This is a genomic window from Terriglobus sp. (assembly GCF_965201105.1).
In the GTDB taxonomy this organism is placed as follows: Bacteria; Acidobacteriota; Terriglobia; order Terriglobales; family Acidobacteriaceae; genus Terriglobus.
The window spans coordinates 3,475,742-3,501,430 of the sequence record NZ_OZ241741.1; the positions used below are offsets into that span (position 1 = coordinate 3,475,742).

At 63.5% G+C, this 25,689-nt stretch carries 22 protein-coding genes; 14 read left to right on the plus strand and 8 right to left on the minus strand.

Going from position 1 to position 25,689, the window contains the following annotated elements; all coding sequences use genetic code 11:
* Positions 1-50: 50 nt before the first annotated feature.
* The 3 genes from ACOFKT_RS15340 to ACOFKT_RS15350 all read right to left on the minus strand — a co-directional run bounded on the left by ACOFKT_RS15340 (position 51) and on the right by ACOFKT_RS15350 (position 5,604).
* Positions 51-3,995, minus strand: a complete 3,945-nt coding sequence (locus ACOFKT_RS15340) for an alpha-amylase family glycosyl hydrolase (RefSeq protein WP_419804857.1) — start codon at positions 3,993-3,995, stop codon at positions 51-53.
* 236 nt (positions 3,996-4,231) lie between these two features.
* Complete coding sequence (locus tag ACOFKT_RS15345) at positions 4,232-4,951, minus strand: hypothetical protein (RefSeq protein WP_419804858.1); 720 nt, start codon at positions 4,949-4,951, stop codon at positions 4,232-4,234.
* Positions 4,948-5,604: a hypothetical protein gene (locus ACOFKT_RS15350; RefSeq protein WP_419804859.1), complete on the minus strand. Its 657-nt coding sequence runs from the start codon at positions 5,602-5,604 to the stop codon at positions 4,948-4,950. The genes ACOFKT_RS15345 and ACOFKT_RS15350 overlap by 4 nt, the downstream gene beginning before the upstream one ends.
* 224 nt (positions 5,605-5,828) lie before the next feature.
* On the opposite strand from ACOFKT_RS15350, the gene ACOFKT_RS15355 reads away from it, so the two are divergent.
* The 5 genes from ACOFKT_RS15355 (at position 5,829) to ACOFKT_RS15375 (ending at position 10,475) form a co-directional block, all read left to right on the plus strand.
* Positions 5,829-6,812, plus strand: coding sequence for a VTT domain-containing protein (locus ACOFKT_RS15355; protein ID WP_419804860.1), 984 nt, complete (start codon positions 5,829-5,831; stop codon positions 6,810-6,812).
* Between the two features lie 59 nt (positions 6,813-6,871).
* Positions 6,872-7,177, plus strand: a complete 306-nt coding sequence (locus tag ACOFKT_RS15360) for a hypothetical protein (protein ID WP_419804861.1) — start codon at positions 6,872-6,874, stop codon at positions 7,175-7,177.
* Positions 7,168-7,593 carry a type II toxin-antitoxin system VapC family toxin gene (locus ACOFKT_RS15365; protein WP_419804862.1) on the plus strand — a complete coding sequence of 142 codons (426 nt, stop codon included), beginning with the start codon at positions 7,168-7,170 and terminating at the stop codon, positions 7,591-7,593. Before ACOFKT_RS15360 ends, ACOFKT_RS15365 begins: the two co-directional genes overlap by 10 nt.
* On the plus strand, positions 7,577-9,523 hold the full coding sequence (gene mnmG, locus ACOFKT_RS15370) for a tRNA uridine-5-carboxymethylaminomethyl(34) synthesis enzyme MnmG (RefSeq protein ID WP_419804863.1): 1,947 nt from the start codon (positions 7,577-7,579) through the stop codon (positions 9,521-9,523). The genes ACOFKT_RS15365 and mnmG overlap by 17 nt, the downstream gene beginning before the upstream one ends.
* 115 nt (positions 9,524-9,638) lie before the next feature.
* Positions 9,639-10,475 carry a DUF1223 domain-containing protein gene (locus ACOFKT_RS15375; RefSeq protein WP_419804864.1) on the plus strand — a complete coding sequence of 279 codons (837 nt, stop codon included), beginning with the start codon at positions 9,639-9,641 and terminating at the stop codon, positions 10,473-10,475.
* A gap of 30 nt (positions 10,476-10,505) precedes the next feature.
* Here the strand turns inward: ACOFKT_RS15375 and ACOFKT_RS15380 are convergent, their stop codons facing one another.
* On the minus strand, positions 10,506-10,802 hold the full coding sequence (locus ACOFKT_RS15380) for a DUF5076 domain-containing protein (protein ID WP_419804865.1): 297 nt from the start codon (positions 10,800-10,802) through the stop codon (positions 10,506-10,508).
* 133 nt (positions 10,803-10,935) lie between these two features.
* Here ACOFKT_RS15380 and dnaB point away from each other — a divergent pair, with 133 nt between their 5' ends.
* Positions 10,936-12,315 (plus strand): replicative DNA helicase, encoded by a 1,380-nt coding sequence (dnaB, locus tag ACOFKT_RS15385; RefSeq protein WP_419804866.1) that lies wholly within the window; start codon positions 10,936-10,938, stop codon positions 12,313-12,315.
* 142 nt (positions 12,316-12,457) lie between these two features.
* On the opposite strand, the gene ACOFKT_RS15390 is transcribed toward dnaB, so the two are convergent.
* Entirely contained in the window at positions 12,458-13,363 is a 906-nt protein-coding gene (locus ACOFKT_RS15390; RefSeq protein WP_419804867.1) for a hypothetical protein, read from the minus strand.
* A 168-nt stretch (positions 13,364-13,531) separates the two neighbouring features.
* Between ACOFKT_RS15390 and ACOFKT_RS15395 the strand changes: the two genes are divergently transcribed.
* The 3 genes from ACOFKT_RS15395 to ACOFKT_RS15405 all read left to right on the plus strand — a co-directional run bounded on the left by ACOFKT_RS15395 (position 13,532) and on the right by ACOFKT_RS15405 (position 17,696).
* Entirely contained in the window at positions 13,532-14,068 is a 537-nt protein-coding gene (locus tag ACOFKT_RS15395; RefSeq protein WP_419804868.1) for a DUF4232 domain-containing protein, read from the plus strand.
* A gap of 274 nt (positions 14,069-14,342) precedes the next feature.
* Complete coding sequence (locus ACOFKT_RS15400) at positions 14,343-15,110, plus strand: TIM barrel protein (RefSeq protein WP_419804869.1); 768 nt, start codon at positions 14,343-14,345, stop codon at positions 15,108-15,110.
* A 72-nt stretch (positions 15,111-15,182) separates the two neighbouring features.
* Positions 15,183-17,696, plus strand: a complete 2,514-nt coding sequence (locus ACOFKT_RS15405) for a TIM-barrel domain-containing protein (protein WP_419804870.1) — start codon at positions 15,183-15,185, stop codon at positions 17,694-17,696.
* Between the two features lie 220 nt (positions 17,697-17,916).
* Here the strand turns inward: ACOFKT_RS15405 and ACOFKT_RS15410 are convergent, their stop codons facing one another.
* A complete protein-coding gene (locus ACOFKT_RS15410) occupies positions 17,917-18,492 on the minus strand; it encodes a hypothetical protein (protein WP_419804871.1) in 576 nt (191 codons plus the stop codon).
* A gap of 242 nt (positions 18,493-18,734) precedes the next feature.
* Here ACOFKT_RS15410 and ACOFKT_RS15415 point away from each other — a divergent pair, with 242 nt between their 5' ends.
* From ACOFKT_RS15415 to ACOFKT_RS15435, 5 genes are all read left to right on the plus strand, one after another.
* Positions 18,735-20,021 (plus strand): MFS transporter, encoded by a 1,287-nt coding sequence (locus tag ACOFKT_RS15415; RefSeq protein WP_419804872.1) that lies wholly within the window; start codon positions 18,735-18,737, stop codon positions 20,019-20,021.
* Between the two features lie 215 nt (positions 20,022-20,236).
* Complete coding sequence (locus ACOFKT_RS15420) at positions 20,237-20,497, plus strand: GlsB/YeaQ/YmgE family stress response membrane protein (RefSeq protein ID WP_419804873.1); 261 nt, start codon at positions 20,237-20,239, stop codon at positions 20,495-20,497.
* A gap of 211 nt (positions 20,498-20,708) precedes the next feature.
* Positions 20,709-20,909 (plus strand): cold-shock protein, encoded by a 201-nt coding sequence (locus ACOFKT_RS15425; protein WP_263414427.1) that lies wholly within the window; start codon positions 20,709-20,711, stop codon positions 20,907-20,909.
* A 215-nt stretch (positions 20,910-21,124) separates the two neighbouring features.
* Positions 21,125-21,640, plus strand: coding sequence for a hypothetical protein (locus tag ACOFKT_RS15430; RefSeq protein ID WP_419804874.1), 516 nt, complete (start codon positions 21,125-21,127; stop codon positions 21,638-21,640).
* 316 nt (positions 21,641-21,956) lie between these two features.
* Positions 21,957-22,514, plus strand: a complete 558-nt coding sequence (locus ACOFKT_RS15435; RefSeq protein WP_419804875.1) for a glutathione peroxidase — start codon at positions 21,957-21,959, stop codon at positions 22,512-22,514.
* 105 nt (positions 22,515-22,619) lie between these two features.
* Here the strand turns inward: ACOFKT_RS15435 and ACOFKT_RS15440 are convergent, their stop codons facing one another.
* Positions 22,620-25,331: an ADOP family duplicated permease gene (locus tag ACOFKT_RS15440; RefSeq protein WP_419804876.1), complete on the minus strand. Its 2,712-nt coding sequence runs from the start codon at positions 25,329-25,331 to the stop codon at positions 22,620-22,622.
* On the minus strand, positions 25,331-25,681 hold the full coding sequence (locus ACOFKT_RS15445) for a PadR family transcriptional regulator (RefSeq protein ID WP_419804877.1): 351 nt from the start codon (positions 25,679-25,681) through the stop codon (positions 25,331-25,333). The genes ACOFKT_RS15440 and ACOFKT_RS15445 overlap by 1 nt, the downstream gene beginning before the upstream one ends.
* Positions 25,682-25,689: the final 8 nt, after the last annotated feature.

The following is a 25,689-nucleotide window of genomic DNA, read 5'->3' on the forward strand; positions in this document are numbered from 1 at the left end:
ACTGCACAAGGAGCGAGGATTCGCAGACCCTCGCTCCTTCGAATAATTCATCACTTCGCCGCGGTCAGTTCTTCCGAGCCCACCAGGCCGTGCGAGCGCTCCACGAACCCAGGCTCGTGCAGAAACTGCCGCACTCGATATCCCGCGCGCTCGGCACGTTCCAGCAGCCGTTGGTCCAGCGTCTTCTCATTCGCGGTCAGTGGCGTGGTCTCGGGTTCCAGTTCCAGCCACGGCAGCAGCGCCGCGAACAGCTCACGGTTGAAGTACTCCGCACCGTCGGACTCGTTGACCGCCAGCAGCCAACGCACGTCGCCGTCACGCCAAAACGCCTCAGTGTTCAGCGAGCCGATGTTGTGCGCTGTTGCGATGCGGACCAGCACGGCGGCACGCCAGGCCGAATCGCCCTCGATGCCGATCGCGGTAAACGTCTCCGCCAGTGCGTGCCGCAACTGCAGCCGGTCAAACAGGTCCGCATGCACGTGCGGCGTCTGCTCATCCACCGGCAGTGCGCGCACCACCGCCGAGGCCAGCAATACCGCGTCTCTTCGCGGCACCAACAGCCCCGGCACACCCGGAACGGTGGTCGGCTCGCCCTCGCGGTAGTGCCGCTCCAGCAGCAGCGCCAGGTTCCGTTGCAGGTTCGCTTCGAACGCAGCTTCCAGCGAAGGCTTCGCCTCGGCTTTGTGTACCGCAGCCTGCAAGTTGGACTCACCCTCGTCTTCATGCCCGGCCGGCACCACAGCGGCTACAGCATTCGTCTGCACATCCGTGGCGGTCTCAGGCGTTGTCTGCGAGGCCGCATCGTGCGTCTTTTCCGGCTCGTGGTGCAACAGGTGATCCAGCGCCGCGGCAACGCCATGCGCGACCGCGCGTGCCTCATGCGCCACACTCTCCAGCACCTGCAGCAATCCAGCGTCCTCGTGCTCCGCCGCGGCAGCTGCAGTCGCCTCGGCAACTCCGCCCACCTGCTTCACAATGCCGTGCGGCCCCTCGGCTGCCAGCGTCGCCAGGCTCCCGGTTGCATGGTGTTTGGCCGCGAGGTTCGCGGTTTCTACGCTTCCCGCCTTCAGGTGAATGTGCGACTCCGCCAGAAACTCCTTGGCCGAATTCAGGAAGCGCGTCGCATTCGCAGCAAGCGCCGCGTCGAACGTCGCTCCCTTGCCCGAGTTGTGCGCCTCCTCCGGCGCCAGCGGAAGCTTTGCCTCCTGAATCGTCAGCCGCAGAGCATCGTGCACGGGCCGCAACCGCAGCCGCGTGATCGCCTCGTCCAGCGAGTACACGCCCGCGCCGTGCAGCATGTCGTGTAACTGGTCCCACGGCTTCTCCGCCGAGGCACGCAGTTCGCGAAAGTTCAGCAGCACGATGTATTGAAAGCCGCGCAGGTCAAACGTCAGGCCGTTGTGGTGCATGTCTGTCGCGCGCCGCAGGTATTCCAGGTTGCTCGTCACATCGCGATAGGCAACAAACAGATCGCCGTCATACGGGAAACCGAGCCCGTTCGCAACGGCCCGCTGGCGCATCTCGCCCGAGCCCTTGTCCATGTACGCGGCCGAGGTGTGAATCGTGCCGCGCGTCGATGGGTACGTGTTGTTGTACAAAATCAGCGAGCGCTGACCGTCGTAGTTGTTCGAGTACGCGAACACGTTCTCGTCCACCGAGCCGTCGCTCTTCCAGAAGTCGTACAGGGTGAAGTTCGCCGACTCCGCGAAGATGCGACGGTTACGCAGCAGCGGCGCAATCTCATGCTCAAAGCGCGCAATCAGCCCCTCGTTCGGCCACTCCTGCATTTTGGCGGCCTTGTACTCCATGCCGTACTGCTCGGTGAAGCCCTCGATCTGCCCGTGCCCAAACATCGGCAGACCCGGCAGCGTGGCCAGCAGCGTCGACACGCCGAAGAACTTGTCACCCGAACCGAACTGCGCGATTGCCGTCTTCTCGTCCGGGTTCGACATGAAGTTCACATACCGCTTCATAATGTCCGGGTCGAACTCCAGCGTCTTCTTCAGGTAGCTGCGGTACTTCGCGTTGTCCTCATCGCGCAGCATGACCATAAACGCCGAATTGTAGACGCGGTGCATGCCCAGCGTGCGAACGAAGTAGCCCTCCAGCAGCCAGAACGCCTCCGCAAGCAGCAGCGTGCCCGGCACTTCCACGGCCACGCGGTCCACTACCTCGCGCCAGAACTCGGCGGGCATCAGCGCGTTGAATTCCTCATCGCTGATCGCGTCTTCCGCGCGCGACGGGATCGACCCGCCCGCGCCCGGCAGCGGAAACCACAGCCGCTGCACGTGCCGTTTCGCCAGCACCATCGCAGCGTCAAAGCGAATGATTGGAAACATGCGCGCCACATGCAGAATCACCTGCATCACGTGCTCACGCACGTCAGCACGCGAGTAGTTCAGCTGCGCCGTATCGTTCCAGGCAAACGTCGTACCGTCGTTGCCGTGGTACATGTAACGCGTCGCGCCATCCGCGCGATGCCGCAGTTGGAATACCACAGCCGCGTCCGTCTGGTCGTAGTAGTGGTCCTCGAGCTTGATCTCCACCCGCGAGTCGTTCGACAGGTCCGGCCCGTTGAAGCTGTACACCGGGTACGGCGACTCCCAACGGTACAGGAACCAGTCCGGGTGCTCGATCACCCACGGCGAATCGATGCCCATGTGGTTTGGCACCATGTCGCTGGCCAGCCGCAAGCCGTACCGTGCTGCGCGGTCGCGCAGTTGGATGTACGCGTCGTCGCCGCCCAGGTCCTCGGCAATCTGGTACTCCTTCAGCGAGTACGCCGACGCCACCGCGTCGTACGCGCCGCGCAGATGCTTGATGGTTTTGCTCGCCACCGAGCGCTCCCACAAGCCGATCAGCCACAGCCCCGTGATGCCGCGCCGCGACATTAATTGCAGCTCTTCCTCGGGCACGTGGTCCAGACGGTAAATGTGCCGGCCGTACTTCTGCGACAACTGCTCCAGCCACACGTAGGTGCTCTTGGCCAGCAGCACGACGTTTGGCATCCACGCCTGGTCGGCGGAGAACGCCTCATACTCATTCAGCGGCGCCTGATAGTCCGCGGCATAGCGGCGGCGGCGCACACGGGTGCCGTCCGGCAGCGTAATCTCCTCGTCCTCGTAATCGCCGAATCCCATGTACTCATCGCCGACGAAGCCCTCTTTCGCCGTGCCGAAAGCACCGTGCCGGTGCCGGTCCGGCCCCGGCGGATTGAAGCGCGCCCAGATTGCCAGCTCTTCCTCGCGCAGCGTGTCCATCGCCAGCAGCGTGCGCTTCAGCTGCCCGCCAAGCTGCTCGGTCCAGTGCGTGCGAATGTACTCAAGCTGCCCGGTCAGCGAATCGGGCGACGCTGTGATCGGCGCCATCAGCGCCTCCAGCAGCGTGCCGATCTCCGGCGACAACTTCGGCCGCGTCTCAAAATATTCCGGCAGCGCTTCCGTCACGGCCTTGTACGCGGGCACCGCGGTCTCCAGCCCCGTATCTTCAAACAGCTCGCGAAATGGCGTGAATGCCGGGTTGCTGTTCGCCAGCCATAGCAGCATCAGCTCTTCCAGCGCAGCCTCGCGGTTGGACAGCGCTTCATGCGTCCACGCCAGCCATGCTTTCGCGGTTACCTCATTGCGATACACCGCAACGTTTGGAAACTGCTCGGTAAAGACGAGCAGCAGCGTATTCAACTGGTCGGGCGACGTCTGTTTCGCGAACCACTCCAGCGCCGCGGTCAGCACCGCCGGATCGACCTGCTGCCGGTAGGCGTCGATCAACGCATGCTGCAGTTCATCGATCAGCCCCATGGCGAACAGCGACCCCGCGTGTATCGCGCGCTTCGGATCGTTCTCCGTGCCGCGCGCCACATTCAACTGCTGGGCCAGCTTTCGGCTGGCAGCCAGGTTCGCAAAGACAACGTTGCCGGTGTAACTGAAAAGCGACTCGTCGACCTCCGTCAGGTCGCGAACCGCACGGGCAATGTGAAATTCCATTCTTGCGGGCAAGGGCGCTCTTGCTTTCTTGCGTCCCGTCGCGGAACGCGGGCAAACGCACATCCGCTGGATGCGGCGGCGCTGGGAATACAGATGCACAGTGTCACATCCCGGTTCGCTTCACGCGGTACCGGACGGCAACCTAGAAGAGAACGGTATAAGTTTTGGATGCACCAGACCTACACACCGTTGCGCCCTTTCACGCCGGTGCTCCTCGCGTGGCGGCTTGTCGTGTGCAGACAACGCCGTTACGCATCTGTAGGCTCGCCCCCCTCTGCGAGAGGGCTGGGAAGGGACCATGGGCCTCCAGGCCACTGAATACCGGCTCCTGCGACAAGAAGCCTTAGCCCCGGATTTTCCCAAAGCAGTGCAAGAATCTGTTGCTCCTGCCGCGGTGAGCGTCCGCCGGCACGGCCCAGTAGCAGGAACGCCGCGGCGCACGCCAGGAAGATAATCCCAGTCATAATCAACCCTGCGACCAGGCCGGAGTCCTGCACGTGCCGGACGTAGTTGTTAAACAGACCAGCCAAAACACAGAAAAGGCCCCCTGCGAAACACAACCAGCCGAACGGCCGCATCCACCGGCGTCCCGCGCTCGGCGCAATGTACGCGTACGGATTCCGCTTCAGCTTCGGCTCCATCTGCGCGGCCAGCCGCGGCAGAGCCTCGGTCGGGATCTTGCCCTGTTGCCACAACCGCACCATGGCACGCGGCAGCAAATGGTAGTTCGCCTGCGCGCTCGACCGGAGCCCCAGGGTGTCATCCGCATCCAGGTTCAGCCCGTCCACCGTTTCGCGTTGCTTCTCCGCCGCGTACTTCGCAAACAGGTCCTGGTTGCCGCCCGTCGTAATCCTGTACACGCTCAGTTTCCAGTGCGCCGGTTGCATGCCGTTCCATGGGTCGGGCGTCCCAAAATTTGTCACGGTGCTCAACTCCACCGCTGTCTGCTGCGAAATGACCAGGATCATACTGGCCGCCCCGGAAACACACTTCCTCCGCCCGGCAGCAGCGTCGCAAACTCCGCCTCCTGCGCTGCAACTTTCCTTTCCCGCAGCGAAATGCGCTGCAGCAGCACCGCCGCGATCACCCCATACAACACGGCCACACCCAGGCAGGCCCACACGCCGAACATACCGAACATGCCGGGAGACCCGCTACTTAGGCTGCTGATGAAAAGCCACGCACCTACGGCTGCGATGAGCGCACCAAAGCCGGCCATTCCGTATGCAATGTACCGCGGCCATCGCTGGCCCGCAGCCGGATCGTAGAAGTCTTTGCGCTTCAGGCGTGGCTCAAGCGCGGCGATCAAGGCTGGCAACTGGGCATTCGGCACACGCCCCTGCTGCCACAGCCGCACCAGCGCAACCGGCAGAATGTGATACAGCCCGTCCACCGAAGACCGGATGCCCAGTACGTCCTCACGGTCCAGATTTTGCCCATCGGCGGATTCAAGCTGCTTTTCCGCGCTGTACTTCGCGTACAGGGCGCGATTGTTCTCCGCCGTCATCCGGTACACACTCAGCTTCCATTGCGCCGGCACACTGCCGTTCCAAGGGTCGGGCGCTGTAAAGTTGGCAACCGTCTGCAGCTGGATCGGTATGAGTTGAATCTCGATGTACACGCAACACCGCCATCAGGGTATCGTCCTGCAACAGCAAGGATGCTGTGAAGGTTGCGCCTGGCTGCCACAGGTTCGAGAAGAAACTGGAAGCTTGCCGACCGCCGGCACAGCAGCGTGACGCCGCCAGGCGCGTCCTGCTGCGGTCCATCCGGAAACTTCGCTCATCGCCAACAAGCAGCAAACGCGCGCATCACGCATCTGAAGAGTGGGTTTCAGGTACAGGTATGGGTTGGGCTGGGTGGTTTGCCGCGCATGGATACATCGCCGTCGCGGCGATCCTGTTTCTGTCGAGTCTGGGTTTGCCAATGCCCACGGTGCTCGCGCTCATTCTGGCGGGCGCGGCAGCCCACCACGGTTCCATGAACTGGCTGGTGCTGGTTCTGATCGCAGCAGCCGCCGAGCAAGCCGGTGCATCCCTGCTCTACGGTGCGGGCCGCAGAAGCGGGTGGTGGCTGCTGGCGAAGCTATGCCGCGTCAGCATGGACCCGGAAACTTGCATCTTCCGTTCCGCCGACTTCTTTTACAAGCGCGGCGCCCGCACGCTGCTCTTTGCGCGCTTCGTTCCCGGCCTGGCCAGCATGGCCCCGCCGCTGGCCGGCAGTCTCAACATGCCCATCGCGCGCTACCTGCGCTACGACGTTGCCGGCGTTCTGCTGCACGTCACCGCCTGGACCGCCGTCGGCTATTTTCTTAGCCCCTTCATTCGCGCCATCACCGACGCGCTCGCTGTCTTTGGTCACGTGCTGCTGGGCCTCGTTGTCACCGTGGCCCTGGGCTACATCGGCACCTGGATCTTTACTCGCGTCCGCGACCGCAAGTTTCAGAACGTGGAGCGCGTTCCCGCCGACGAACTGATCGAGCGCCTTGAAAATCCCGACCCGTCGCGGCCCATCGTCATCGCCGATGTACGCTCCCACGGCTACTACGACCCAGGCATGCAGCGCATCAAGAACTCCATCCGCGTGGAGCCGAACCGACTCTTGATCGAGCTCGACGCCTTGCGCGAAACCCTCGCCACCGAGTGCGACATCTACGTTTACTGCTCCTGTCTGCGCGACGCCACCAGCGTCCGTATCGCCCACACCCTCGCCGAGCACGGCCACAAGGCCCGCGTCGTTGAAGGGGGGCTCCGTTCCTGGATCAAACTCGGCGCCCCCACAGAACCCGTTCCCGAGGACGAAATGCACCACCTGCCCCGGTTCGAGTAGCTAACCGCCATGACCCAAACGGCGCCCGACGCACACCCGTGCGGGCGTAAACTGAGCACATGACGATCCGCATGCAGGAGTCCGAAGCCGCAGAAAACTTCAGCCGCTTTCTCGCTCACCTGAAAGCGGGAGATCAAGTGCAACTTGAGGGCGACGGTGAGCCACTGATGGTGAGCAGACGTCCTGGTCGGGTATACACGTGGGCTGAGCCCGGTCCGGGCCACATCGACTACATTGAACAGAAGCAGCGCGAGTACATCGAGAAGCACGGGCCGATCGTCGTCGATGAAGAATACGCGGAACACATGCGCAAGGCGCATGAAGAGCTTAACCAGCCGCTGGAACTGCGAACATCGTGGGATTAGTCGTTGACACGTCAGTCTTTGTCCAAGCAGAACGAGCCTACCCGCAGCCGCTCCCAGCATTTACTCCCCAGGGTTTGCTGCGAAAGGTCGGCGAGGATATTTACGCCATCAGTGCAATAACTTTAATGGAGCTGGCGTTCGGTCATTCGTTTCGTTCGCGGCTCCCAGCAGCGCTCCGTGATCGCATTCTGTACGAACTGCGTGAGGAGTTTACCGTAGTTGACATCAACGATCGGCTTGCGGTGAGTGCAGGAGAACTCAATGCTCAGATTCGTCGCGGCGGTCATACGATCGGTATTCTTGACGTCCTGATCGCCGCCACCGCACTCGAACTCGGCTTCGGCGTCCTCACCCATAACACCCGCCACTTCAACTACGTCCCCAATCTGCGAGTCATCGATGCAGCATCCTTCTAACTTCGACATCCTCGTCGTCGGTGCCGGCCACGCTGGATGCGAGGCCGCCGTTGCCGCCGCTCGCATGGGCCGCCGCACCGCCCTGCTTACGCTTTCGCTCGACAAGGTCGCCCAGATGAGCTGCAACCCCGCCATCGGCGGCATCGCCAAAGGCCACCTGGTCCGCGAGGTCGACGCCCTCGGCGGCATCATGGGCGAGGTCGCCGACGCGTGCGGCATCCAGTTCCGCCTGCTCAACACCAGTCGCGGCCCCGCCGTGTGGTCGCCCCGCGCGCAGTGCGACAAAGCGCTTTATCGCGTCCGCATGCGCGAACTCCTCGAGCGCGTTCCCAATCTCGAACTCGTCGAAGCCGAGGTCACCGACGTTCTTCTCGAGCAGCAAGCGGACGGCACCCGCCGCTGCACCGGCCTCAAGCTCGCCGACGGCACTGAGCTTCGCGCCACCGCCGTCGTCATCACCACCGGCACTTTCCTGAACGGCCTCATCCACTGCGGCGAAGAGCGCTGGACCGCCGGCCGCAGCGGCGAGGCCGCCAGCATCCTTCTCGGTGAATCGCTCAAGCGCCTCGGTTTGCGTGAGTGCCGCCTCAAAACCGGCACGCCGCCGCGCCTCGACGGCCGCACCATCGACTGGTCGCGCTTTGAAGGACAGCCCGGTGACGCCGACCCCACACCCTTTTCCATGCGCTCGCGGCAGGTGCCCGCGCTGCGGCAGATCAGTTGCCACATCGCCTACACCACGCCCGAGACCCTGCAGATCATCCGCGACAACGTCCATCGCTCGGCCATGTATTCCGGCGCCATCGAGGGCATCGGCCCGCGCTACTGCCCCTCCATCGAAGACAAGATCGTCCGCTTCGCCGACAAGCCGCAGCACCAGTTTTTCCTCGAACCCGAGGGCCTCACCACCGACGAGGTTTACATCAATGGCATGAGCACCAGCCTGCCGCCCGACGTGCAGCTCGCCATGGTCCACTCCATTCCCGGCCTCGAAAACACGGTCATGCTGCGCCCCGGCTACGCCATCGAGTACGACGCCATCGACCCCACCGAACTCGACCGCTCGCTCGCCGTCAAGTCCATCCCGGGCCTCTACCTGGCCGGGCAGATCAACGGGACAAGCGGCTACGAAGAAGCCGCCTGTCAGGGCCTGATGGCCGGCATCAACGCCGCCCTCTGGTCCCGCGGAGACGCGCCCTTCACCCTCGACCGCACCGAGGGTTACACCGGCATCCTCATCGACGACCTCATCAGCAAGGGCACCAACGAGCCCTACCGCATGTTCACCAGCCGCGCCGAGTTCCGCCTGCACCTGCGCATCGACAACGCCGACCGCCGCCTCACCCCGCACGGCCGCCGCCTCGGCCTGATCGACGACACCGCCTGGGCCGACTACGAGCACCGCCAGGCCCGCATGGCCGCCATGACCACGCTGCTCGACAGCACCCGTGTGGACACTTCGATGTCCATCGAACTTTCCGGCCTTCCCGGCATCGACACCGAAGTCACCGCGCTGAAGAGTCAAACGTTCTCACAACTGTTGAAGCGTCCCGAGATCCGCATCGAAATGCTCCTGCCCGCGTTGCGTTCTCGCCTGCAGCAACATCCTGATCTCGCCCAGTACCTCGCCGACCCTCTGCCCGCGCCTACGCGCAACGAGTTGCGCGCCGTCGAAACCGAGATCAAGTATGCCGGTTACCTCGACCAGCAGCGCCGCTCCATCGACAAGCTCAAGCGCGCCGAGGAACGCGTCATCCCCGCCACCTTCCAATACAAGGGAGTCAGCGGTCTGTCGCGCGAAATTCAGGAAAAGCTCGACCGCGTCCGCCCGCAAACGGTCGGCCAGGCCAGCCGCATTCCCGGCGTCACCCCCGCCGCCCTCACCCTAATCAACGTGCTTGTCGAAATCCACACCCGCGCAAGGGCCTGAGCCGCCATCGCCGCGCGGACCGGGCTCACAAGCATTGCGCTCACGACAGAGCCATCGCACATCTGGCACCCGCTGTCTTTCTCGGCCACGCGTCTGCTATGCAGAGGAACACACGATGCAAATGCACCGGAAGCAGTGGGCCGCTCTGGCCCTGTTGGCAATGCTGGGATGCAGCGGTGCCATGATCGCGATGCGCCACTTGCCGACCGTCGCCGCGTCCACGGAGCCGGCGAACGCCGGTGACATTGCCGCGGCAAACACATCGGCAGTGGTCGTCGAGCTGTTCACCTCAGAGGGTTGCTCCAGCTGCCCGCCAGCAGACAGCCTGCTGCGCGCCATCGCCAACACCCGCACCGACGATGGGCAGCCGGTGGTCGCGCTCAGCGAACACGTGACCTACTGGAACAATCTCGGCTGGGCCGATCCTTTCTCTCACCAGGACTTCACCGATCGGCAAAACGGCTACAGCGCCCGGCTTCGGACGGACGAGGTCTACACCCCGCAGATGGTCGTGAACGGCCGGGCGCAGTTCGTCGGCAGTGACGCCACCGCGTTGCGCCGCGCGCTGCACGCGGCCTCGCAACAGACCAGCACACCGCTCCGCATCACGGCCGTGCAACGGCAGGGCGACACCCTTACCGTGCAGTGGCACAGCGACGAGCCGAACGGGGGCAAGAAACTTGAATTGTGGGCCGCGGTCACCGATGACGCGGACCAGAGCGTCGTGGCGCGCGGCGAAAATGGCGGCCGCACGTTGCGGCACGCAGCCGTCGTTCGCGCGCTGACCCGCGTGGGCAGCCTTTCCGGCACACTCGGCACACTCGAGGGCACAGTGCGGGTGCCACTGCCGCAATCGGTACTGCAGGCCTCCGGCGCCGCCCACCATGTGGCCCTGCTGGCCCAGGAACCAGCGCAAGGCCCGATTCACGGTGCTGCCCTGGCCGCCTTCTAGCGCACGAACCCGCCGCACGGCAGGGCGCCGCTACTGCACCTGCCCACTCACCTCGTCGCTCGGCGAATCCATCTCCGACTCAAACCCGGCGCGGATCTCCTCCAGAAAGTCTTCCGCCGAGACCGCATCGTCCTTCTGCGCGTGCGCCTCCGCAATGTGCCGCGCCAGGTCGGCCAGCAGCAGTCCCCAGGCCGCCGGGTCCTCCCACATACCAAATGCCAGCGCCACGTGCTGCGCCCCATTGGCGATCCAAACGCGTAAGACCTCCAGCGAACGAGGGTCACGCGAAGCGGCGGCGGGTATCGGGAGCGAATCCTTCTGCGACATGGCTGTCATCTTCGCACAGGCAGAGGAAACAACACACGATGCACAGTGACACTACTTTTTCCAGAAAGTATGCCTAGGTCGTGGAGCAGCGACAAGGCTTCGTAGCACACCTCCGCTTCTCTAAACTTAAGTTGTGGCTACCTTTCTCCAAATCGTCGAGCGCGACGGCCTCCCCTCCTCCGTCCACACCGAGCGCGTCATCCTCGGCGCCATGCTCTCCGACCCGGTCGCCGTCGTCGATGCCACCGCAAAACTCTCGGTGGACGACTTCTCGCTCGATTCACACCGCCGTATCTACAGCGCCATGCTCGAACTCTCCGAGCAGAGTCACGCGATCGATCTGATCACCGTTTCCGACATTCTTGATCGCCGCAAAGAGCTCGACAGCATCGGTCACCAAAGCTATCTCAGCTCTCTCTACCAGGATCTGCCCCGCCATCTCGCGATCGAGAATTATGTCCAGATCGTCAAGGACAAATCCATCCTGCGCCAGCTCATGCAGGTCTGCGAGATGGGCCTGAACCGCGCCGCCGACCAGGGCGAGCAATCGCTCGACGTGCTTGGTGCGGTCGAGTCCCGCCTGCTGGAAATCAGCGAGTCCGCCATCAAGCGCGGCTTCTCCGACATCGGCCAGATCGTCTCCGAATCCTTCGGTTCCATCGACCAGCTCTACGAGCAGGGCCGCGAGATCACCGGCCTCGAAACTCATTACTCGGAGTTCGACCGCATGACCAGCGGCCTGCAAAAATCCGACCTGATGATCATCGCGGCACGCCCGTCGATGGGCAAGACGGCGTGGGCCATCAACATCGCCCAGAACTGCGCTGTCCGCGATCAAAAGGTCGTCGCCGTCTTCTCCCTCGAAATGTCGAAGGAGTCGCTTCTGCGCCGCATGCTGGCCTCAGAAGCCCTGGTGAACAGCCGCAAAATCCAGACCGGCTTCCTGCCCCGAGAGGACAAGCAAAAACTCGTCAACGCCCTCGACCGCCTTATGGGCTCGCGCATGTTTATCGACGACACGCCCGGCATCACCCTGACCGAAATGCGCGCCAAGGTCCGCCGCCTCCGCCAGCAGGAAGGCCAGCTCGACCTCGTCCTGATCGACTACCTGCAGCTGATGACCATGGCCGCCGGCCCCGGCGGCCGCCGCCCCGAGAACCGCAACCAGGAGGTCTCCGCCATCTCCCGTGGCCTCAAGGCTCTCGCCAAGGAAATGCAGGTCCCCGTCGTCGCCCTCTCCCAGCTCTCGCGCGGTTCCGAACAGCGCCAAGGCGACAAGAAGCCACTCCTCTCCGACCTCCGCGAATCCGGCTCGATCGAGCAGGACGCCGACGTCGTCTGCTTCATCCACCGCGAGGAGTACTACGACCGCGAAAACGAGGACATTAAGGGCCAGGCCGAAATCATCATTGCCAAGCAGCGCAACGGCCCCACCGGCTCCATCAAGATGGCCTACCTCGCGGACTTCACACGATTCGAAAACCTGCAGCAGGGCGGCGGCGGAGACTACTAGCGCAGCGATCAACAGGGTGCGGCCTGAACCGGAAGAAGTTTAGTGCAGCCGAAAGCTGGGCGGGAGCAGTGGCCTTCACGCCACTGTTCTCGCGGGCTCGAAGAGCACAGCTGCCGCCGTGCTCCTCGCATTGCGTCTGTGCCTACTGGCAGTTTGCGTTCAGCGGTATCAGGTTGTAGGTATAGCTCCCAAAGCACCCCAGCACGCCCGGCGGCACGTTTCCGCCGGCACTGACCACCTGCGTACCTACAACGCGGAAGCGATCCGTAGGGTCGGCGTTGTTGTCGTTCATGCTGAGCGTGTTGCGGAACACCGAACTGGTGATCAGTAAATTCGCGCCGGAACTGGTCGCATCCAGCTCCACATTGCCACGCGCTTCCACATGATCCAGCAGCACTCTTTGAATGCTGATGGCGGCAAGGGCATACCCGGTGTAATCCCCAACGGTCAGATCGGAAACACTGAAGCTGCTGGTCTGACTCTGCGGTTCCGTAGAGCGGAACAATAAGGGAATGCCGGGCGCCGTGATCGTGGTGCTGGTCATGCTTTGCCCGCGTATCGAGATCCCAGGCGGCACGATAAACCCTGCGCCCGTTGGCCGGCTGTAACGATAGACACCCGCATCCAGTTGCAGCATGTATGGATTGCTGTCGGAGGCCTGTGACGAAGCGGCATCAATCGCCTCCCACAAACGCTCGCCATTCTCCTCGGGCGTTCCGCCGGCGCGAACGATCAGCGTACGCACCAGGAACGGCGCATTGTTGGACGGTCCGGGGTCGCCTTGTGGTCCCGCCGGTCCCTGCGGCCCGGTTGGCCCGGCCGGTCCCGCAGGCCCAACTGATCCCTGCGCGTTGAACTGCACCACGGTTTCCAACCGGGAAAGGCACGCGCCCGGACCGGCAACAAAGCGCGCTACACCGGTCACCCGGCCGACGCACGCAGTAATCGTTTGAGTAGACGCTTGACCCAGCGCGGCGTGCGACATCGCAAACGGCGCGAGCGCAGCCAGCACGGGAAGGCATTGGCAGAAACGGCGAACAGCGGGCACGGGGAATGCTCCTGGGGAATAAAGTGGCAGTCCCGGCCGGCCATCGCTGCGCGGTTGGACCACGCCCCGGACTCTAGCAATCGCCCGCTACGCGCGTCCCACAAGCGTGGCACAAAAACGACAGCAAGTTCGCGACAACGCCGCTCCAACAGCCGCCATCGCACCGGCATGCATCCGTTTCGTGCCTTTGCCCGCTTGTTCTTCGTCAGCCTGTTCGCCGCACCCGTGGCCGCGCAGACCAGCGGCAAAGATGCCATGAACGCCACGCCCTGCACCGCGCGCGATGTCACGCTCAAGCCCGGCGCCGGCAACGGCAATTTCAACGGCATGGGCCACAGCGGCACGTATGTCATCCTGACCAACAGCAGCCGCTACGCCTGCAGCGTACCCGGCCTGCCGCAGCTCACCTTTCTTGACGCGAACGGCCCGGTAAAGACCGAGGCAGACCTGCCCGGCGCAAGGTTCATGCACCCCGGCCCCCAGGTGCTTCCCATCGTCCTGCAGCCGAAGCAGTCCATCACCACGGGCGCACGCTGGGTCGACGGTCCCGTCTTCCAGGACAATCTCTGCTACAAGCTCACCGGCGTCACACTCGCCCTGCGCGAAGGCGGTGCCCATATGGCGCTGACCGGTCAAATGTGTGGCGAACGCAGCCGGGGCGTCCACTACGACCTGCAGCGATACGGCAAAACCTCTGGGCACTAAACTCACCTCACTTGCGGTGGGGGCCTCGAACAGGAGCGATCGAACGGTGCCGCTTAAACGCTGGTGTTAGAACGGTGGGCGTTAGCAAAGAATTGTCGTTTCGACCGGAGGACGAACAGCTTCATCGTTCGTCCGGAGTGGAGAAACCCGCATTTTTCACCACCGCATAACCCGTCGCAACTTCGCCCTTGGCGCGTCCGCCGTCGCGCTGCTCCCGCGCGCGGCGTTTCCCCTCGCACCCACGCCGCAGGCGGTCCCGAACCGCTTCTCCATCATGGCGTGGACGCTGCCAAAGCACCCCACCTTTCCGCAGCAACTCCAGATCGCAGCCGATGCCGGCTACCAGAGCATCGAGCTCGGCAACGAGTACGAACACTGGACCGCCGACGAATGGCGCGTCAACCTGGCAGCCCAGCAGCGCCTCGGCATTGCCGTCGACAGCGCCATTCCCGGCCGCAATGCCCTGGCCGACATCAAGCAACGCAAAGCCCTGCACGACGACCTGCTCCGCGCCATTCCCGGAGCGCAAAGACTAGGCTGCTCGCAGTTCATCTACACCGGCTATAACCGCGTACCGGGCCAAACACCGCAGCCACAGCGCGCCGCCATCATCGACTCCCTGAAGTACGCCGCAGACCTGCTCGAGTCCGCCAACTTCGAGCTCGTCCTGGAACCTATCGATCTGCTCGAGCATAAGGAAGAAACCGTCACCAGCGTCGTCGAAGCTTTCGACATCATCCGCGCCGTCGGCAGCCCGCGCGTCCGCGTCCTGTACGACTTTTTTCATGAGCAGCGCCAGGCCGGCAACCTGATCGAAAGCCTCGAAAAGAACATCGACCTCGTCGGCCTCGTGCACATCGCCGACGTGCCCGGCCGCCACCGCCCCGGCACCGGCGAAATCAACTTCCCCAATCTCTACCGCAAGCTCGCCGATCTCCACTACCGCCGCGTTATCTGTATGGAGTTCCTCCCCGTCGGCGACCCCGTTACCGAACTTAGGCAGGCCCGCGAAGAAGCCATCCGCGCCCTGGAGTCTGCCTGACGATCGCTCGCCAAACAAACCCGGCACAAACGCTTGCGCCGCTTCCACTCCATCAGGCAAAGTGGCTTAACCGTGTCAAACCTTTCACGCACCGCTGTCTCCGCCGCGCTCCTATTGACCGCTGTCGTCCACGCACAGCAGCGCACTGCCTCCGCCAACGGCACCACCTCCACGGCCAGCGGCACCACGCTCCAGGTCACGGCGCTCCGCGACGACGTGCTCCGCGTACGCGCGTGGCGCGGCAACAACGCTCCCGAGGACGCCAGCTGGGCCGTCCTCCCCGAAGCCCGCACCGCCCACATTGCCGTCACCGCCACCCCCGACGGCTTCGCCACCAAAGCCCTCCAGGTCCGCATCGACCCACAGCTTCGCCTCACCGTCAGCGACCTGCAGGACCACATCCTGCAGCAGGACGCCGCGCCCATCACCTGGGACGGCGACCGCTTCACCGTCGCCAAGGACCGCACCTACGACGACCACTTTTTCGGCCTTGGCGACAAGCCCGGACCGCTCGACCGCGGCGGCCAGATGTTCACCATGTGGAACACCGACGCCTTCGGCTTTCAGGAGTCCACCGACCCCATTTATAAAGACATCCCCTTCTTTCTCGACGTGAAGCAGGGCCGCACCCTCGGCGTCTTTCTCGACAACACCTGGCGCTCCAACTTTGACTTCGGCCGCGCCGACGTAAACCGCTACACCTTCAGCGCGCTCAACGGCCCCGTCGACTACTACCTGATGTACGGCCCCGAGCCGAAAGAGGTCATGGCCACGTGGCGCTGGCTCACCGGACCCACACCGCTGCCGCCGCTCTGGGCCCTCGGTTTCCAGCAGTCGCGCTACTCCTATTTCCCGGAGTCGCAACTGCGCGAGATCGCCGACCGCTCGCGCCAGGACAAGATTCCCACCGACGTCCTCTGGCTTGACATCGACTTCCAGCATAAAAACTGGCCCTTCACCATCGACGAGCAGAACTACCCCAACTTCCCCGGCCTGGTGCAGGACCTGGCAAAGCAGCAATTCAAGCTCGTCGTCATCACCGACCTTCACGTCGCGCACCAGCCCAATGTCGGCTACGCCCCATATGATTCCGGGCACGCCGGCGACCACTTCGTCCACAACCCCGACGGCACAGAATTCATCGGCGACGTCTGGCCCGGGCCCTCGAACTTCCCCGACTTCACGCAGGTAAGCTCGCGCAAGTGGTGGGGCAGCCTCTACAAAGACTTCACCGCAATGGGCATCGCCGGCTTCTGGAACGACATGAACGAGCCCAGCGTCTTTAACGTCCCCGGCAAGACCATGCCCGACAACGTGCAGCACCGCATCGACGCGCAAGGCCCGAGCGAAGCGGGCTTCCAAAAGCGCACTGCCACCCACCTAGAAATTCACAACGTATACGGCATGGAGCAGACCCGCGGCACCTACGAGGGCCAGCTCAGGTTCCGTCCCAACGAGCGCCCCTTCACCATGACTCGTGCCTCCTACGCCGGCGGCCAGCGCTACGCGGTCACCTGGACCGGCGACAACTCCTCCACCTGGAATCACCTGCGCATGACCGTGCCGCAGCTCACCAACCTCGGCCTCAGCGGCTTCTCGCTCGCCGGTGCCGACGTGGGCGGTTTTGCCGGCTCGCCCCCGCCCGCCCTGCTCACCAAGTGGCTTGAGTACGCCGCCTTCCAGCCCATCGACCGCGACCACTCCGCCAAGGGCACCCGCATGCACGAGGTCTGGGTCGACGGCCCCGAGCAGGAAGCCATCCGCCGCCGCTACATCGAGGAGCGCTACCGCCTGATGCCCTACCTCTACACCGTCGCCGAGGAAGGCTCGCGCACCGGCCTTCCCATGAACCGCCCCATGTTCCTGGAGTTCCCGCACGCGAACGCCAACGGCGCGCCCATGGACACCGGCGGCGCCAACTTCCTGCTCGGCGCCCACCTGCTCATCGCCCCCAATCCGTCGCCCGAAGAGGTCGCCGATTATGCCGTCGATCTGCCCGCCGGCACCTGGTACAACTACTGGACCGGCGAGCAGATCATCCGCCGCTCCAACAACGCCGCCATCGATCTGGAGCAGCGCGACAAGGTGGTCGCGCAGAAGCCCTTCCTGATCAAGCCCACGCTCGAAGATCTTCCAGTCTTTGTCCGCGGCGGCACTATCCTGCCCATCGCCCCGCTTGTGCAAAGCACGCAGCAAACTCCCGACGGCCCGCTCACCCTTCGCGTCTACCCGCCCGCCCTGCAGCCCGCCAGCGGCACCTCCAGCCCGATTGCTGAACCCTGCGAAGGCGAGGTCTACACCGATGACGGCCATACCTTGAACTACCAGCGCGGCGACTACGCCCGCGTTCACTTCACCTGCACCACCGCCCCCGACGGCGCCGTCACCGTCCACATCGCCGCGCAGGAGGGCAAGTACACTCCGTGGTGGAAGCAGTTCCGCGTCGAAGTCGTCGGCCTCAGCCCGGCCACCAATGCTCCCACCGCCATCATCCGCGGCAAAGCCACACCCCTCACCCAAACCGAAGGACGCTGGGGCGTCACCCTGCCCCGCTCGACCAAGCCCACGACCGTGGTCATGCACTAATCCGCTCCTTGCACCACCCATCCCTTGTCATTTCGACCGGAGCAGGACAGCTTCATCGTCCTGCGCAGCGGACTCGGTGCTTGCACCGAAACCTCCAATTGCTTTTCCGGCTCACCGTGATCTGGAGCAGGTATGAATCCAGTGCCACATTTCCTCACGCCGACACTGCACCAACCGCCCCGTTCGGGTGAACGGCACCAGCTTCACCCACCCGCATCCGCTACTTCTCGTCAGCGCAGAGATGTTTTGATTTCCAGTCGTTGACCAGCGTCGTCGGAGGTTTTGAGGCATCGTGCAACACCAGGATGAGTCCCCGGCGTGTCTCCGTACCCACTGCCGTCAGCTCCATCGGCACACCTTCGGGAACGGTGATGTCCACGCCTCGTTTCCCGATCTGCTTGCCCGCCGGTGTCTCCAGGCACGACTCGCCAGTTTCCGTGTAGAACGCCTCCACGCCGGAGTGCAGATGCGTCCTGCTCACCATTCCCGGCTGCAGCGTGGCTTCCATGATCTGCGCCGTGTAAGACAGCCCGGGCCGGACCGTCAGCGGGCCCACAACCGTAACCCGCTTGCCACCGGGAGCTTCGTTCGGCCGCTCTCCCACCGTCAGCAGCCACACCTTGCCCAGCGAGGACACGACCACGCCCTGCGGTCCCTTGGCCTGCTCCGCCAATTCCTGCGTCCTGAACGTGTCAAGGCTCCAGTAAACCGGGCCGGCGGGGCTGCCAACCGGAAGGCTCGTCAGAATCCAGCAGCCAACCTCACCCGTCTTCTGACTCACCGGTTTACAACTCACAAGTCCCTGCGGTTGCTGCGCGTATGCCAGCGCGCTGCAAACGCCGGCACACAATCCCAGAACAGGCATGGTGATCCGTCGAACCATTCGACCTCCGCTCAACTGCATCGAACCGCTCCCGCAATTGCGCCACGGTGTGCAGCATGTCACCTGCGGAACCATGAAGCAACGGGAAAGACGTCTGGACCCACCTTTTCGCCTTGCACCTGAGCGCAGCACGAGAGCGATGCGAAGATGTCTCCATGCACGAAGCCCAGTCAGCAGCCCGGCCGGTCAACCGGCCCGCGCAGGTCCTGTTCGCATCGCTCATCGGCACTGCCATCGAGTTCTTCGACTTCTACATTTACGCGACGGCCGCCGTTCTCGTTTTCCCCACCCTCTTCTTCCCAAAGAGCGACCCCGCCACCCAGACACTGCTCAGCTTTGCCACCTTCGGGGTCGCTTTTATCGCCCGGCCCATCGGCTCCGCGCTCTTCGGCCACTTTGGCGACCGCGTCGGCCGCAAGGTCACGCTCGTGCTCGCCCTGGGCACCATGGGTCTGTCCACCGTTCTCATCGGCGTCCTGCCCGGGTACGCAACCATCGGCCTCGCCGCGCCTCTCTTGCTCGCGTTGTTCCGTTTCGGCCAGGGCCTCGGCCTTGGCGGCGAGTGGGGCGGCGCCGTCCTGCTCGCGGTGGAAAACGCACCACCCGGCAAACGCGCCTGGTACGGCATGTTTCCGCAGCTCGGCGCTCCGGTCGGCTTCGCCCTCTCCGGAGCCGTCTTCCTTCTGCTCAGCCACAGCATGCCCAACGCCACATTTCTCGCCTGGGGATGGCGGCTGCCCTTCCTCGCCTCTGCAATCCTCGTCCTGCTTGGCCTCTACGTGCGCCAGACCATCACCGAAACGCCCGCCTTCAACAAGGCGCTCGCGCAGCACGAGCAGGTCGAGGTGCCGTTCTTTTCCGTGATCCGCTCCCACACGCGCCCATTACTCGCCGGCGTGCTCATCGCCCTCGCCACGTTCGTGCTCTTTTACCTCATGATCGTCTTTTCGCTCAGCTGGGGCACGACCGCGCTCCACATCCCGCGCGAAACGTTCCTTCTGCTCCAACTGCTCGGTGTCGCCTTCTTCGCCGGCACCATCCCCATCAGCGCCCGGCTCGCCGAGCGCGGACGCCGCCCGGTCATGTTCGCCATCACCGTCGCCATCGGTATCTTCGGGTTCGCGCTTGCGCCACTCTTCCAGCACGGCACCGGTGGCGCCGCCGCCATGCTCATGATCGGCCTTGCCCTGATGGGCCTCACCTACGGCCCGCTCGGCACGGTCATCAGTGAGCTCTTCCCCACCGCCGTCCGCTACACCGGCGCGTCGCTCGCCTTCAGCCTGGCCGGCATTCTCGGCGCCTCGCTCGCCCCCTATATCGCGACCTCCCTCGCGCATCGCTACGGTCTCCAGTCCGTCGGCTGGTATCTCACCACATCGGCCGTGCTCACGCTTGTCGGCCTCGCCATGGTGCCCGAAACGGGCTCGATCGCGCTCGAGTAGCCGTCCCGCTATCCCACACTGTCATTTAGACCGGAGGTCCAACAGCCTCACCGTTGGACCGAAGCGGAGAAACCTGCATTTCCGGTGCAGCAAGCCACGCCTCACCCATCAGCACCGGTTGCAGGCAAAGCTACGGATGCAACCAACATCCAGGCCCCGTTTTCTCCTCTTATGCGCAGCACCTCGATGCACTACCTTCCCAGGAGAAAAACGGCATGCAGCATGGAATCATCGTCACTCTCATCATCGGCCTCATCATCGGCGCCGTCGCCAAGCTCATCATGCCCGGCAAAGACCCGGGTGGCTTCATCGTCACGATCCTGATTGGCATTGCCGGATCGTTCGTTGGCAGCTACCTGGGCCAGTTCATCGGTCTGTACCGGCCCGGCCAGCCCGCCGGCTTCATCATGTCCGTCATCGGCGCGTTGATCCTGCTGGCTATCTACCATTTCCTGACGCGGCGCCGAACCGTTTGACCCGTGCCTGAGGCCCTTACCACTTCAAGTAGCCCCTTGGACTCGTTTCATGGCAAATTGTCAACCGCTCCCTGGCACTTTTGTGTTACGCTTTGCGCAATCGTTCGAATCAGTCATGGTAATTTGCTAGCCCTGCCCACACGCACTTGCAAAGGCCGCACTGGATTTCAGCGAAAAACTGCAAACGGAACAATTGAGGACAGGGAACGCAATGGAACAGGGTACTGTGAAGTGGTTCAACGACGCTAAGGGTTTCGGCTTCATCTCGCGCGATAACGGTGAGGATGTTTTCGTCCACCACACCGCGATCCAGGCACAGGGCTTCCGCTCACTGCAGGAAGGCCAGCGCGTCCAGTTCAACGTGGTCAAGGGACCCAAGGGCTGGCAGGCTGAAAATGTGCAGGCTGCCTAATAGCAGCAGTGCACGTAAGTGGTATAGAGGCGGCCATTGGCCGCCTCTATAATTTTTGTAGAACCAGTTCTTCCCGGAAAGAAAAAGTTGTACTGCCGTCTTCACTCATGCGAAAACGGCATCTTACTTAACATCCGCAAGCTGACTTGACTCATCTCGGCTTGCCTGCGGCTGTTTCTGCCACTCCCTTGCCAACAAATCAGGAGCATCCCAAGATGCGCACCATCGTGCAAGATAAGTACTTCCTCCGCGATCTTCATCGCGAAATCGATCTCTACGACCGCAAGCTGGTTCACCTTTCCAAGCACGAGTCCTTTGACACCGACGCGCTCCGCGACGCCGCCGTCCGCAAGCTGGTCACCAAGCGCGACTCCCTGATCTCCACCGCCCGCACCCTGCACGCCAGCGGCGTCGAATTCGCCGACCACGAACTGCCGCGCGCCCTGCGCCCAGAAGGCTGGGTGGACCCGCGCACCAGCGTAACCCTGCCCGCCGACCAGACCGTCGCTGCCGAAGGGCGCCTCGCCACTGACACCGCCCTGTCCGCCTCCGCCGCCTCCCGCCTCAACACCGACGGCAAGCCCCAATCCAGCTTCGGCGAAGCCATCCAGCGCCTCAGCAAGCTCGCGCCGCTCGGCGAAGACGCACCCCTCGCCGCAGCTCTAGGCTCCTGGCAGGACGACCTGCTCGCCTACAAAAAGAAGCGCCGCAAGTCCACCGCCTCCGCTTAGAACGACGCGCACAGCTGCGACACGCATTCAGAAAGCGTGCTTCCGTGAAAACGTGCCTTCGTTACGGCACAGCTTCTGCTATGCCGTAACCCGCATCGTTTTAACGAGCATCAAGCGTGCTGCTTTCGGAAGGGCACAGCTTTAGCTGTGCCGTAAACCCGCAGAGCTGTGAGGGCTTTAGCCCCTGAGGTCATGATCTTAGGTGCCAACCGACGCTTGGGAAAAGCTCCGTCATTTCGACGGAGCTTCAACAGCTTCATCGTTGCACCGTAGCATCGAAACCTGCATTTCGATCCCTATCCTCTACCATAGACACATGCCCCTCGACATCTACACCATCCCCGTCACCCGCATCGACGGCGCCGTCGGTTCCATGGCGGACTACCGCGGACAGGTTCTGCTCGTCGTCAATGTCGCCTCAAAATGCGGCTTCACACCGCAGTACGAGGGCCTCGAACACCTGCAGCAGCAATTCGGTTCCCGCGGCTTCAACGTCCTCGGCTTTCCGGCCAATGACTTCGCCGCCCAGGAGCCCGGCTCCGACCAGGACATCCAGCAGTTCTGCACCACCAACTTCGGCGCCACCTTCCCCATGTTCTCCAAGGTGCAAATCGTCGGGCCCGACAAACACCCGCTCTACGCCGAGATGACCGCGCAGCAGCCCACCTCAACCGGTGGCGCAGGCAAAGCCGAACTGCAACAGCACCTCAAAGAATTCCTCGGCGGCCCCACCAACCCCGAACCCGAAGTCCTCTGGAACTTCGAAAAGTTCCTCCTGGGCAAAACCGGCGAAGTCGTCGCCCGCTTCTCCCCCGACACCCTTCCTGGTGCACCCGTTGTCTCCGAGGCAATCGAGGCAGAGCTGGCGCGCTAGTTGCGCCAGCTTTGCCTCTCCCAGCTTTGCCTCTCCCAGCTTTGCCTGACCAGCTTTGCCGCTGCCCTGCTTTGCCGCTGCCCAGCTTTGCTTAATAAAGAGCAGCTACTCCGCACGAAGCGCCGTACTCGGCTCCACCTGCGAAGCACGCCGTGCCGGCACAACGCTTGCCACAAATGCCGCCACCATCAGCAGCGTCGCCGCGATCAGCAACTGTCCATAGCTCCGCGAGCTGTACTGGGACCACTCCGCAAAGCGCGTCCGCACCACCACGCTCGCAAGCACGCCCACCACCAGACCGCCCAGCACCGTGGCTGCGGTACTCCGCAACACCATGCCAACAATCTGGCTCCGCTGCGCTCCCAGCGCCAGCCGAACCCCGAACTCCGGCGTCCGCTGCGCCACCGCGTACGACACTACGCTGTACAGCCCCACCAGCGCCAGCAGCAGCGCAAACACTGCAAACACGTTCAGCAGCACCGCCACCAGCCGCTGCGTGCTCCACACCGGGTCGTGCTCGACCATCTCCTGCAGCGAGTTTGGCAGCACAAAAATCCACGCCTTGCCCGTGGCCTGGTGCGCGGCCCGGGCGGCGGCTTGATGGTATGCAGCAGGATCGCCCGTGGTCTGCAGCAGAAAGAGTTTGCCATTGTTCTCCCAGACATGTTCGTTCACGTACACGTTGGGTGTCACAGGCTTGTCCAGACCGTCGTTCACCACATTCTCGATCACACCAACCACCTGCACCTGCTTATCCATGAAGGCGGGTGAAGGCAACAGCCCAGGCCCTGAGGACCCTTCCACTGCAAACTCCGGAAAGCGCACAATGCGATTCAGAATCGAACGGTCCGGAGAGAACCTGCGAACGAACGCGGCGTTCACCACTGCTAGCGGCAGGCCCTGCTGCGCTTCGCTTGCGCTCCACGACCGGCCTTGCAGCAGCGGAATGTGCAGCATGCTCAGGTAGTTTGCGCCGATCAGGCTCACGCGCGTTTCACGCCGCTGCAGCGCCGCATCTCCCACAATCTCAACCGGCATGCTGCCGTTACCGGCTGGCGGCAGATCGTCGCTGGTCGTTACGCTCTGTACACCGGGAATCCTCTCCATCGCCTGCTGAATCGCTGCATACCGGGCGACCCTGCCTGTCCATGTCTTCGTGTCCGGATTGTCCGCGGCAACGTTGATCGCCATGATGTTGCCCGGGTCGAACCCCAGGCGCATCCGCGTAATCTGCAAAAAGCCGGTGGCCGCGGCAGTGGCCACGGTAAGCAGCACCAACGTCAATGCAATCTGTCCGCCAATCAGCCACTGCAGCGCTCGCCTACCGTGGCCCGTCACGGTGCGTCCACTGCTGCGCTGCAGCACACCGCTTAAACCCGGGCGCGAAGCCCGCACTGCGGGCACCACGCCAAAGGCAACGCCGGCAAGCATCGCCACGGCGACCGAAAAGCCGAGCACAGACAGGTTCACGCGGATCACCGCCTCGGTCGGGAACAGGTCTGCCGCAAGTTGGAACGGCAACCGAGCCAGCACATATGCCACGCCCACGCCCAGGGCGGAACCCATCAGCGAGATCAGCAGTGATTCCACGAGCAATTGCCGCACGATGCGCGCACGCGATGCTCCCACCGCCGCACGCAATGCGAACTCATGCGTGCGCGCGGTGCCGCGGGCCAGCAGCAGCAGCGAGCAGTTCGCGCAACCGATCAACAAAAGTCCGCTCACGGCCAGGTACAGCATCGGAAAGTTCTTTAGCAGCTTGGAGCGTGTCGTAAATCCATCCAGCAGCGGCTGCAGCCGCGCATGGAAGTTCTGCGGGTACCATTTCGGGTTCTTCTTAGCAAAGTCGTGCACCATGGGGTCGACCGCCTGGCTCGCCTCACTCGCCGTGACTCCAGACTTCAGCTTGGCAAAAGCGAGGATTCCGAGCCCCTTCACCCCCGGAGCCACGACGGTGGCTTCCGAGAACGGCAGGTAGACGTCCGGCGCGCCGCCAAGCGTAAAGCGCTTGGGCATCACGCCAACGATCTTCAGAAGCGCATTCTGACCGATGCGGAGCTGCTGGCCGACCGCATTCGGGTCCGAGCCGAAATGCGATTGCCAGAACTTGTAACCAAGCACAACGACGTTGGTGCCGGTCTGCCCCCAGTCGCCGTCGCTCTCCTGCAGCGGTCTGCCCAAATACGCCGGCACGCGGTTGAAGCTGTTCGCGTTGGCTGTCATCAATGTTGCGCGGATCGGTTGCTGCAGGCCGTCCTCGTCCAGCTGAAAGCCCATTCCCGACGTGCCGAACACATCTTCAAACGGCGCCGCATGTTTGTAGACGTCGTACTGCTCGTTCGTCAGCACGAACCAGTTCCAGTCGTCCGGCACTGCCGGGTCGTGAACGATCGGATTCACCGTACGCGCGGCATCGGCATACGGGTACACATCCAGCAACAGGGCGTACACCACAGAGAACATCGCCGTTGCCGCGCCAATGCCAAGCGCCATCGAAAGAATCGCAATCGCGGCAAAGCCCTTGTTCCTCCAAAGACCGCGAGCGCCGAAGCGCGCGTCACCCCAAAGTTCATCCAGGGTGCGCAGTCCGGCAATCTCCCGCTGCCGCTCCCCATGCAGCGCCAGGTTCCCGCCCAGCGCCGCGCGCGCCTGCCGCTTGGCCTCGGCTGGCGTCACACCCTGCTGCAACAGCCGGTCCGCATGCTGATCGATGTGGAATTGCAGTTCTTCGGAGATCTGCTGCTGCCGCCCTCTCCCAAACAGCAGCGTGCGCAGGCTGGAGGCGATACGGCTGGGCAGCGTCGTCAGCGGCGGCATCAGGCTTCCTCCCCGCTCGGCAGCTCGGCGTCCAGAATGCCGGCGATCATCTCGGCCGTGGCCTCCCACCGGGTGCGCTCGGCCAGAAGCTGCTTCCGCCCCGCCGCGGTCAGCGTGTAGAACTTCGCGCGCCGGTTGTTCTCAGACATCGCCCACTTGCCGCGCAACAGACCCTGGTGCTCCAGACGATACAGCGCCGGATACAGCGTCCCCTGCTGAATCTCCATGCGGTCGCCCGATAGCTGCTGAATCCGCAACAACACGGCATACCCGTGCAGCGGACCCAGCGACACCGCCTTCAGGATTAGCAGGTTCAACGTCCCCTGCATCAGATCGACTTCGCTGCCCATATATGGCT